Annotated in this window: 10 protein-coding genes and 1 other RNA gene; 7 read left to right on the forward strand and 4 right to left on the reverse strand. The window is 54.1% G+C overall.

Annotated features, from left to right (window positions below; all coding sequences use genetic code 11):
• The 4 genes from asr to zapA form a co-directional block, all read right to left on the reverse strand.
• On the reverse strand, positions 1-237 hold a 237-nt coding region (asr, locus tag UC15_RS20790; protein WP_112290628.1), incomplete at its 3' end, for an acid resistance repetitive basic protein Asr.
• A 271-nt stretch (positions 238-508) separates the two neighbouring features.
• A complete protein-coding gene (locus UC15_RS20795; RefSeq protein ID WP_112290629.1) occupies positions 509-1,105 on the reverse strand; it encodes a 5-formyltetrahydrofolate cyclo-ligase in 597 nt (198 codons plus the stop codon).
• Between the two features lie 39 nt (positions 1,106-1,144).
• A non-coding RNA gene (ssrS, locus tag UC15_RS20800) (6S RNA) lies at positions 1,145-1,328 on the reverse strand.
• 47 nt (positions 1,329-1,375) lie between these two features.
• Positions 1,376-1,705, reverse strand: coding sequence for a cell division protein ZapA (zapA, locus tag UC15_RS20805; protein WP_112290630.1), 330 nt, complete (start codon positions 1,703-1,705; stop codon positions 1,376-1,378).
• 253 nt (positions 1,706-1,958) lie between these two features.
• Between zapA and UC15_RS20810 the strand changes: the two genes are divergently transcribed.
• From UC15_RS20810 to gcvP, 7 genes are all read left to right on the forward strand, one after another.
• Positions 1,959-2,531, forward strand: a complete 573-nt coding sequence (locus UC15_RS20810) for a YecA family protein (RefSeq protein ID WP_112290632.1) — start codon at positions 1,959-1,961, stop codon at positions 2,529-2,531.
• A 56-nt stretch (positions 2,532-2,587) separates the two neighbouring features.
• Entirely contained in the window at positions 2,588-3,904 is a 1,317-nt protein-coding gene (gene pepP / locus UC15_RS20815) for a Xaa-Pro aminopeptidase (RefSeq protein ID WP_112290633.1), read from the forward strand.
• A 1-nt stretch (position 3,905) separates the two neighbouring features.
• Positions 3,906-5,084, forward strand: coding sequence for a 2-octaprenyl-6-methoxyphenyl hydroxylase (gene ubiH / locus UC15_RS20820; RefSeq protein ID WP_112290635.1), 1,179 nt, complete (start codon positions 3,906-3,908; stop codon positions 5,082-5,084).
• Between the two features lie 17 nt (positions 5,085-5,101).
• The gene (gene ubiI / locus UC15_RS20825) at positions 5,102-6,328 is read left to right on the forward strand and encodes an FAD-dependent 2-octaprenylphenol hydroxylase (RefSeq protein ID WP_112290636.1); all 1,227 of its coding nucleotides are present in this window, start codon (positions 5,102-5,104) and stop codon (positions 6,326-6,328) included.
• Positions 6,329-6,779: 451 nt separating this feature from the next.
• Positions 6,780-7,877 (forward strand): glycine cleavage system aminomethyltransferase GcvT, encoded by a 1,098-nt coding sequence (gene gcvT, locus UC15_RS20830; RefSeq protein ID WP_112290638.1) that lies wholly within the window; start codon positions 6,780-6,782, stop codon positions 7,875-7,877.
• A gap of 62 nt (positions 7,878-7,939) precedes the next feature.
• On the forward strand, positions 7,940-8,326 hold the full coding sequence (gene gcvH, locus UC15_RS20835) for a glycine cleavage system protein GcvH (protein ID WP_112290639.1): 387 nt from the start codon (positions 7,940-7,942) through the stop codon (positions 8,324-8,326).
• Positions 8,327-8,434: 108 nt separating this feature from the next.
• Positions 8,435-11,308, forward strand: coding sequence for an aminomethyl-transferring glycine dehydrogenase (gcvP, locus tag UC15_RS20840; RefSeq protein ID WP_112290640.1), 2,874 nt, complete (start codon positions 8,435-8,437; stop codon positions 11,306-11,308).
• The last annotated feature ends 117 nt before the right edge of the window (positions 11,309-11,425 follow it).

Raw genomic sequence — 11,425 nt, forward strand, 5'->3', positions numbered from 1 at the left:
TTTTTTAGCGGCCTGAGCTTTCTGAGCTACTGGTGCTTTCTTGGCTGCTTTTTTGTGTTTCTTGGCAGCCTGAGCTTTCTGCACAGGTTTTTTATGTGCTTTGTGTTTGGTCGCATGAGCCGGAGCAGCGGTAGTTGCTGTTGCAGCTGGTGCTGGAGTTGCGGTGGTTTCAGCAGCGAAAGCAACTGAAGACAGGCCCATTGCAGCGGCTACAACCAGAGCTAATACTTTTTTCATGTGTAATTCCTTAAGAATTTTTGGTTTATGTGTCCACCCCACTGCGGGGCCGGTGAGAGAATAATAGGCGTGACGAACAGCGCTGTCCGTGAGTGATTGGTATCGGCGTGTAACGGAATGTACAAATGGAGGGATATGTTTTATTTAAGAGGGTTGGTGGGGGCTGATGTGTTGTTTGGCGTAAAGATAACCTGCTTAGTTACAACATACTAAATGTTGCTTGCAGCTTATGGCGTATCTGCGCTTTACAGCGATATTTATTTGTCTGGCATTACCATGTCCATACTTTACCTGGCGTAATTACTTCAGGTAACGGCACATCCCAGTGTTCTGTCGGCAACGCATCCACATGCTGGCAATCGTGCGCCAGACCTATCGGATACGGCCCGCCTTCCTGCCAGTTTTCCAGAGTACGGTCATAAAAGCCGCCACCCATCCCTAAACGTTGCCCGGTGCTGTCGAAGGCGACCAGTGGCGTCAGGATGATATTCAGCTGTAATAAAGGAATGACCTGCGTGACGTCCAGCTGCGGCTCAAGGATTTTGAGGCGATTGCGGACCAGCGGTGTTTCGGGCGTATAACGCAGAAAAAGCAGATTACCCGCAGAGAAAGGGTGAAGTACCGGCAGGCAAAGTTGCTTACCTTCGCGCCATAAGCGGTCGATCAGGGGGGCTGTATCCAGCTCGCCATCAAAAGACAGAAAGACGGAAATGGTTGTTGCGGATTGAATCTCAGGATGCGTGGCGACACGTTCCGCGGCCTGATGGGCAAAATGCGTTTGCTGCTCAGCGGTCAGAGAGTTTCTGCGTTGGCGAATTTCGGTGCGGATAATTTGTCGGGGTAAAACGAACTGAGGAGTGTAGGACATAGATACAAACACCAGAAAGGGATGTACCGAAAAGAAAGGGGAATCTCCGAGATGCCGTCGCAGGCTGTAACCCTTGAACCCATGGTTCAAGGTGAACGTGCTGTCGCAGTCTTTAGGCTTCTCGGACGGACCGAGCATGCGCACCGATTACGGATCATCACATTCTGTTGGTACTAATTATCGGCTCAGGGGACGGGCCCGCTGGCGAACATCTCAGAGAAATTTTTTACCGTTTCTGACGACCTGTGACCAGTCAGTCAGCAACGCGTGTTATTCGAAAGGCGCCCCTTCACGTTCAGAGATCCGGCCTTGTTCGAGCAAAGCTTGCTCGATGGTTTGTTGCAGCATCCGAATGCGTTGTTCCATATTGGATGCATAGTCGCGTGTTTTCAACCTTTCCTGAGCAAGTTCGTGACATACGTTTAATGCCGCGATGAAAACCAGTTGCTCTGTATTGGTGACTCTAGTGCGAACTTTCAGATCTTGCAACCGCTGATTAAGATCATCAGCTGCCAGATTCAGTGCTTCCTGTTGTTCTGGCGGACAATTCACTCGTAAAGAGCGACCAAAAATTTGAATATCTACCGGTTGTGCAGACATGCCACCTTCCTGCTGATTTATTCGTCCGCCCCAACGTGACCACTACGACCTGGCGCAGGATGTTGGAAGCGGGCGCCACTATAACTATCTCAATACCAGGTTACAACCCCATGACCGGCTGACTGCTGCCCGATTGTTCAGGGCGTGCCATTCATGCCTTATACCACCCCATCGCGGGCTGCTAATCTGGTACTACGACAGACCTTGGTGGTAGCATAACACGAACTTAACCGACCAACGATGGCGAATGCGCATGTCTATTGAGAATACTTACCCTACTTACGATTCGTTGGATCAAAACCTGAAACAACAATCGGTTGCTTTAACCGCAGCAGAAATGCACGGTTTGATCAGTGGCTTGCTGTGCGGTGGCAATCGCGACGGCAGCTGGCTGACGATGGTGCATGACCTGACAAACGAAGGCATGGCCTTCCCGCACACGCTGGCAGATTTGCTGCAACAACTGCGCAAAGTGACGTCAGATACCCTCGAAGATGACAGCTTTGAATTTAAAATGCTGATGCCTGACGATGACAAACACGTCTTTGAGCGTGCCGATGCGCTGGCCGGATGGGTGAACCATTTCCTGCTCGGTCTGGGCATGATGCAGCCTAAACTTGCTAAAGTGAAAGGCGAAGTCGGTGAAGCTATCGATGATTTGCGTAGCATCGCGCAACTCGGTTACGACGAAGATGAAGATCAGGAACAACTGGCGCAATCTTTAGAGGAAGTTGTCGAATACGTTCGCGTCGCAGCGATTCTTTGCTTTGGTGAATTTGGTCACAGCCGCCCGACGGCTGCGGAAAACCACCGTACATTGCATTAATGGTTGATGGTATTAACCGAACATTGCACACATTAAAACGATTTCAGGAGAAGGTGATGACTCAGCAAGAGTTTGAGAATCGTCGTCAGGCGCTGTTAGCGAAGATGGCACCGGGAAGCGCTGCGATAATTTTTTCTGCCCCGGAAGCAACACGCAGTGCTGACAGTGAATACCCGTATCGTCAGAGCAGTGATTTCTGGTACTTCACCGGTTTCAATGAACCGGAAGCGGTGCTTATCCTGGTGAAAAGTGATGAAAATCATAACCACAGTGTACTGTTTAACCGTGTGCGTGATCTCACCGCTGAAATCTGGTTTGGCCGTCGTTTAGGTCAGGATGCTGCGCCCGCCAAACTTGGCGTGACCAAAGCGCTGCCTTTTGACGACATCAACGACCAGTTGCATCTGCTGCTCAACGGCCTTGATGTGGTGTATCACGCGCAAGGCGATTACGCCTATGCCGATGAAATCGTAAACCGTGCCATGGAAAAACTGCGCAAAGGCTTCCGCCAGAATTTCTCTGCTCCTGCGACTGTCATTGACTGGCGTCCATGGGTGCACGACATGCGCCTGTTCAAATCAGCGGAAGAAATCGCCATCATGCGCCGTGCCGGACACATTACCGCGCTGGCGCATACCCGTGCGATGGAAAAATGTCGTCCGGGCATGTTTGAATATCAGCTTGAAGGCGAAATTCATCACGAATTTAACCGTCACGGCGCGCGTTATCCATCCTACAACACCATCGTGGGCGGCGGCGAAAACGGCTGCATTCTGCATTACACCGAAAATGAATGCGAACTGCGTGACGGCGATTTAGTGCTGATCGACGCCGGTTGTGAATATCAGGGCTATGCCGGTGATATCACCCGTACGTTCCCGGTGAACGGCAAATTCAGCAAAGCGCAGCGTGAAATCTACGACATCGTGCTGGCGTCAGAATATAAAGCGCTGGAGGTCTTCGGCCCGGGCAGCAGCATTCAGGCTGCAACCGAAGCCGCAGTGCGCGTGATGATTGAAGGCCTGATCAAACTCGGCGTGATGAAGGGCGACGTTGAAACCCTTTACGCTGAGCAGGCGCACAAACAGTTCTTCATGCACGGCTTATCGCACTGGCTGGGGCTGGACGTTCATGACGTGGGTCATTACGGCTCGGCAGATCGCAGCCGTACGCTGGAACCTGGCATGGTACTGACCGTTGAACCGGGCCTGTATATCGCGCCGGACGCGGACGTACCCGAAGCTTACCGTGGCATCGGTATCCGTATCGAAGACGACATTCTGATCACCGCCACCGGCATTGAAATTCTGACCGGCGATGTGGTGAAAGAAGCCGATGAAATTGAAGCATTAATGGCGGCGGCACAGAAATAATATGAGCATAGTCATTGTTGGCGGCGGAATGACCGGTGCCTCGCTGGCGCTGGCGATTTCCTCGCTGACGCAGGGCAGTTTGCCGGTGCATCTGGTGGAAGCCACTGCACCGGATCATCATGGACATCCTGGTTTTGATGCCCGCTCGATTGCGCTGGCGCAGGGAACCTGCCAGCAGTTGGCCCGTGCTGGCATCTGGCCGGCCCTGAAAGCTATCGCCACGCCAATACGTGATATTCACGTCAGTGATCGCGGTCATGCGGCTTTTGTGAATCTCAATGCTGCGCATTACGGCGTCGAAGCGCTCGGGCAGGTGGTTGAGTTGCATGAAGTCGGCAAACGGCTGTTTGCCATGCTGAAAAATGCCCCCGGCGTCACGCTGCATTGTCCGGCGAAAGTCACGGATGTCGCGCGTTCGCAGGATTCTGCCAGTGTCACGCTTGATACCGGTGAAACGCTGACCGCGCAGCTGCTTGTCGCCGCTGACGGTTCACATTCTTCGCTGGCGAAAGCCTGCAACATTGGCTGGCAGCGTGAGGATTATGGTCAGATCGCTGTCATTGCCAACGTGGCAACCAGCGAGTCGCACAACAATCGTGCTTTTGAGCGCTTCACAAAACACGGGCCGCTGGCACTGCTGCCGATGTCCGATGGACGCAGCTCGCTGGTCTGGTGTCATCCGCGCGAAGCGAAAGAAGAGATTGATCACTGGAGCGAAGCGCAGTTCCTCAGCGAGCTGCAAAAAGCGTTTGGCTGGCGTCTGGGCACTATAAAACAGGCCGGTAAACGTTTCAGCTATCCGCTGCAATTACAGCAAGCCAACAGTCATATCAGCCATCGTCTGGCACTGGTCGGCAATGCAGCACAAACACTGCATCCGATTGCTGGTCAGGGGTTTAATCTCGGTCTGCGTGATGTCATGACACTGGCGGAAACGCTGGCTAATGCGACGGCGAATGGCAGCGATGTCGGCAGTTACCGCGTACTGAGTGACTATCAGCAGCGCCGTCAGCCCGATCAACAGGCAACCGTCGGCGTGACCGATGGCCTGATCCACCTTTTTGCCAACCGCTGGCTGCCGCTAATGGTCGGACGTAATCTCGGTTTACTGGCGATGGAAGGCATTACGCCCTTGCGCGATGCGTTTACCCGCAGAACTTTAGGTTGGGTTGACCGTTAAGCCTTACAGGAAAAATTATGCAATCTTTTGATGTGGTTATCGCCGGTGGCGGAATGGTGGGTCTGGCGCTGGCGTGTGGTTTACAGGGCAGCGGTCTGCGCGTGGCGGTGCTGGAAAACAAGCTGCCGGATCTCGATTCACCGCTACCGGACCAGCCGGGTTTACGGGTTTCAGCTATTAATGCTGCCAGTGAACGTCTGCTGAAATATATCGGCGTCTGGGACAATATTATTGCTCAGCGTGCCAATGCCTATCAGGGGATGGAAGTCTGGGATCGCGACAGCTTCGGCAAAATCGCGTTCCGTGGCGAAGAGTATGGTTTTAGCCATCTCGGCCACATCATTGAAAACCAGGTGATACATCGCGCCTTATGGCAGCGTGCGGAACAATCTTCCGACATCACTTTGCTCGCGCCGGCCACATTGAAAAATGTGGCGTGGGGCGAAAACGAGGCGTTTATCACCCTTAATGATGATCGTCAGCTCACTGCACGGTTAGTGGTCGGCGCGGACGGCGCGCAGTCGTGGCTGCGTCAGCACGCTGATATCCCGCTGACATTCTGGGATTATCGCCATCATGCACTGGTTGCGACCATCCGCACTGAAGAGCCGCACCAGTCTGTTGCACGCCAGGTCTTCCACGGCGAAGGCATTCTGGCATTTCTGCCGCTGGCCGATACCCATTTATCTTCTATTGTCTGGTCAGTTTCGCCGGATGAAGCGCAGCGCCTGAGCGCGCTGGAGCCTGAAGAGTTCAACAAAATCCTCGCCAGTACCTTTGACCTGCGCCTGGGTATTTGTACCGTAGAAAGCGAGTGCCTGACCTTCCCGCTGACCGGTCGTTATGCCCGCAGCTTTGCCGGGCCACGTCTGGCGCTGGTGGGCGATGCGGCGCACACCGTGCATCCGCTGGCCGGTCAGGGCGTCAACTTAGGTTTCATGGATGCCGCAGAACTGGCATCTGAAATCCGAAGACTGCAAAAAGAAGGCAAAGATTTCGGCCAGCACATGTATTTGCGCCGTTACGAGCGCCGTCGTAAACACAGCGCCGCGCTGATGCTGGCGGGTATGCAGGGCTTCCGCGAACTGTTTGCCGGTGACAATCCTGCCAAAAAACTGCTGCGGGATATCGGCCTGACGCTGGCGGATTCTCTTCCGGGCGTGAAACCGAAACTGGTGCGTCAGGCGATGGGGCTGAATGATTTACCTGAGTGGTTACAGGACGATTCACTTCGATTGAAATAATCTAATTTCATCTCAGTTTTTCCATTACATTTTCTAATCCGGGGCCGGATTTCTCATTCTGCAAATGGTGAGAAATCGGCCTTGTCGTTATATAACATCGACACTTTTGATGTTTATTTGTAGATTTTGCGTCACAAACCCCAGTTTGCCAGTCAAAAACTCTGCACAATGCCCTTGTGAAATCACTGACATTTATCCCGCTCTGCATATTTTAACTTATGGTTAGTGAGCTTATTCAGTGGTAAGTTCGAACGAGGGTATCGTTTGCGCCACCACGCAAAATCCCGTCATCATTCGAGCTATCTCCGCGTTGGCTTCCTTCGCGAACCCCGGTCACATACTTATGTATGCTCCCGGGGATTCACTCAGTTGCCGCCTTGATCTGACTCGAATGATTTTGGGCTTTTACGTGGTGTGCCGTTTATGCATTTGTATTCAAATGAGGAATAAGATGGTTAAGCAGACTCAGCTTTATGAACAACATGTTGCGTGCGGCGCGCGTATGGTCGATTTCCACGGCTGGATGATGCCTTTGCATTATGGCTCTCAGCTGGATGAACACCACATCGTGCGTCAGGATGCCGGTATGTTTGACGTCTCGCACATGACCATTGTCGATCTCCACGGTGCCCGTACCCGTGAATTCCTCCGTTATCTTCTGGCGAACGATGTCGCCAAACTCACCGTTCCCGGCAAAGCGCTGTACACCGGCATGCTCAATGCGTCCGGCGGCGTGATAGACGACCTGATCGTTTACTTCCTCAACGAAAATTATTTCCGTCTGGTGGTTAACTCCGCTACCCGCGAGAAAGATCTGGCATGGATTTCGCAGCATGCAGAACAGTACGCTGTTGAACTGACGGTGCGTGATGATCTGGCGCTGGTCGCTGTGCAGGGGCCGCAGGCGAAAGAAAAAGCGGAAACCTTGTTCACCGCTGAACAAAAACAAGCGGTCGCGGGCATGAAGCCGTTCTTTGGCGTTCAGGCGGGCGATCTGTTTATCGCCACCACCGGTTATACCGGCGAAGCGGGTTATGAAATCGCGCTGCCGCAAGAGCAGGTGGCCGATTTCTGGCAGAAATTGCTGGCCGCAGGCGTGAAACCCGCCGGTCTGGGCGCACGCGACACGCTGCGTCTGGAAGCTGGCATGAATCTCTATGGTCAGGAAATGGACGAAGGCGTGTCACCACTGGCGGCCAACATGGGTTGGACCATCGCCTGGCTCCCGGAAGACCGTAACTTTATTGGCCGTGACGCACTGGAAAGACAGCGCGAGCAGGGCACTGAACAGCTGGTAGGCCTGGTGATGACCGAGAAAGGCGTATTGCGTAACGAACTGCCGGTACGATTCACCGACAGCGCGGGCAACACGCTGGAAGGCGTGATCACCAGCGGCTCATTCTCTCCGACGCTGGGCTACAGTATTGCACTGGCGCGCGTTCCGGCGGGCATTGGCGAAAACGCTATTGTGCAAATCCGTAACCGCGAAATGCCGGTAAAAGTCACTAAGCCAGGTTTTGTCCGTAACGGCAAACCACTGGTGCAGTAAAGAATTCGTAATAAAAATTATCCAGTTAACGCTGAATTAAGCACTTTTTTGGAGAAAGTAACATGAGCAATGTTCCAGCAGATTTGAAATACGCCTCTTCCCACGAGTGGGTACGTTCAGAAGGCAACGGCGTTTACACCGTAGGCATCACCGAACACGCGCAGGAATTACTGGGCGACATGGTTTTCGTTGATCTGCCAGAAGTCGGCCGCCAAGTCGCTGCCGGTGAAGACTGTGCCGTAGCTGAATCCGTCAAAGCGGCGTCAGATATTTATTCTCCAATCAGCGGCGAAATCGTTGCGGTTAACAGCGAACTGGAAGGTTCTCCGGAGCTGGTAAACAGCGAGCCCTACGGCACCGGTTTCCTGTTCCAGATTAAAGCGTCAGACGAAAGCGAACTGGCTAAGCTGCTTGATGCAGAAGCCTATTCAGCATCCATTGAAGACTGATTAAACACTGTTCACCCGCCCCGCAACCCGCTTGCGGGGCAGATCCCGACCCGTAGCTTTTGTCAGTATCCCAAGACACCTCCAGCAGATTTCAGGAATGCGTAGCAAATGACTCAGACTCTCAGCCAACTCGAACACAGCGAAGCCTTTATCGGCCGCCATATCGGTCCGTCTTCTCAGCAGCAACAACAAATGCTGGAAACGGTCGGTGCGGATTCTTTAAATGCGCTGATACAGCAGATCGTTCCGGTCGATATCCAGTTACCTGGCCCGCCGGCTGTCGGCGATGCCGTGACGGAACATCAGGCGCTGGCTGAGCTTAAAGCCATTGCCAGCCAGAACCAGCGCTATAAATCCTACATCGGTATGGGTTACAGCGCGGTGCTGACGCCGCCGGTTATCCTGCGCAATATGCTGGAAAATCCGGGCTGGTATACCGCATACACGCCGTATCAGCCGGAAGTGTCGCAGGGCCGTCTTGAAGCGCTGCTGAACTTCCAGCAACTGACGTTAGATCTGACCGGTCTGGATCTGGCTTCTGCTTCTTTGCTCGATGAAGCGACTGCCGCCGCCGAAGCGATGGCGCTGGCAAAACGTGCCAGCAAACTGAAAGACGCTAACCGTTTCTTCGTGGCGGACGACGTGCACCCGCAAACGCTGGATGTGGTACGCACCCGTGCGGAAACATTCGGTTTTGACATCATCGTTGATAAAGCGGAAAAAGTGCTCGAGCTGGAAGGCGTGTTCGGCGTGCTGTTGCAGCAGGTTGGCACCACCGGCGAAGTTCATGATTACACCGCGCTGCTGGGCGAACTGAAATCCCGCAAAATTATTACCAGCGTTGCCGCTGATATTATGGCGCTGGTTCTGCTGGCCGCACCGGGCAAGCAGGGTGCAGACGTGGTCTTCGGTTCTGCGCAACGCTTTGGTGTGCCGATGGGCTACGGTGGTCCGCACGCGGCCTTCTTCGCCTGCGTAGACGAATTCAAACGTTCCATGCCGGGCCGTATCATCGGTGTTTCCCGTGATGCCGCAGGCAAAACTGCACTGCGTATGGCGATGCAGACCCGCGAGCAACATATCCGCCGCGAAAAAGCCAACTCCAACATTTGTACCTCGCAGGTTTTACTGGCGAACATTGCCAGCCTGTATGCGGTATTCCACGGCCCTGAAGGCCTGAAACGCATTGCGTCACGCATTCATCGTCTGACCGACATTCTGGCCGCTGGCCTGAAACAGGGCGGCCTGACGCTGCGTCATAACACCTGGTTCGATACGCTGACCGTTGAAGTTAAAGACAAAGCCGCCGTGCTGGAACGCGCGCTGAGTTTCGGTCTGAACCTGCGTACTGACATTCACGGCGCAGTCGGTATCACTCTCGACGAAGCGACGTCCCGCGAAGACGTTCAGATTCTGTTTGCCGCCCTGCTGGGTGACGATAACGGTCTGGATATCGACAAACTGGATACAGCTGCATCGACCGACAGCAACTCTATTCCTGCCGCGATGTTACGTGTGGATCCGATCCTGACCCATCCGGTATTCAACCAGTACCACAGCGAAACCGAGATGATGCGTTATATGCACCGTCTGGAGAAAAAGGATCTGGCGCTGAATCAGGCGATGATCCCGCTGGGTTCCTGCACCATGAAACTGAACGCTGCGGCAGAAATGATCCCGATTACCTGGCCGGAATTTGCCGAGCTGCACCCGTTCTGCCCGACAGAACAGGCTGGCGGTTATCAGCAAATGATTGGTCAGCTGTCACAATGGCTGGTTCAGCTCACCGGTTACGACGCAGTTTGCATGCAGCCAAACTCCGGCGCACAGGGCGAATACGCGGGGCTGCTGGCCATCCGTCGTTACCACGAAAGCCGTAACGAAAGCGGTCGTCACATCTGCCTGATCCCAAGTTCAGCGCACGGCACCAACCCGGCTTCCGCGCAGATGGCGAGCATGACCGTGGTGGTGGTCGCGTGTGACAAACAGGGCAACATCGACCTGAGTGACCTGCGTGAGAAAGCCGCGAAAGCGGGCGACGAACTGTCATGTATCATGGTGACGTACCCGTCAACGCACGGCGTTTACGAAGAAACCATCCGTGAAGTTTGCCAGATTGTGCATCAGTACGGCGGTCAGGTTTATCTCGACGGCGCGAACATGAACGCGCAGGTCGGCATTACGACTCCGGGTTACATCGGCGCGGACGTCTCGCACCTTAACCTGCATAAAACCTTCTGTATCCCGCACGGCGGCGGCGGTCCGGGCATGGGCCCGATTGGTGTGAAATCACATCTGGCTCCGTTCGTTCCGGGTCACAGCGTGGTGCAGATTGACGGCGTGCTGACCCAAAACGGCGCGGTTTCTGCGGCTCCGTTCGGCAGCGCTTCCATCCTGCCAATCAGCTGGATGTACATCCGCATGATGGGCGCGGAAGGTCTGAAACAAGCCAGCCAGGTGGCAATTCTGAATGCCAACTACATTGCGACCCGTCTGAAAGACGCCTATCCGGTGCTGTATACCGGGCGTGATGGCCGTGTGGCGCACGAATGCATTCTGGATATTCGTCCGCTGAAAGAGACGACCGGTATCAGTGAAATGGATATCGCCAAGCGTCTGATCGACTACGGATTCCACGCGCCGACCATGTCCTTCCCGGTTGCCGGTACGCTGATGGTTGAGCCGACCGAATCCGAAAGCAAATTGGAACTGGATCGCTTCATTGATGCGCTGCTGGCAATCCGCAGTGAAATCGACCGTGTAGCGAAAGGCGAATGGCCGCTGGAAGACAACCCGCTGGTGAACGCGCCGCACGTGCAGAATGAGCTGGTCAGTGACTGGAACCATCCGTACACCCGCGAAGTGGCGGTATTCCCGGCCGGTTACGACAACAAATACTGGCCGACCGTGAAACGTCTGGATGACGTGTACGGGGACAGGAATTTGTTCTGTTCGTGTGTACCGATGTCAGATTACGAGTGAGACTCCGTTCTGCTCCTCTCTGAGAAGGGTGGGGAATTAAAAACTCGGTCTGCTCCCTCCCCTGCGAAGGGGAGGGCTGGGGTGGGGTATTAAACTAAAATCAATAAGTTAAAAGTT

This window comes from Rahnella sp. AN3-3W3, assembly GCF_003263545.1.
GTDB lineage: Bacteria > Pseudomonadota > Gammaproteobacteria > Enterobacterales > Enterobacteriaceae > Rahnella > Rahnella variigena.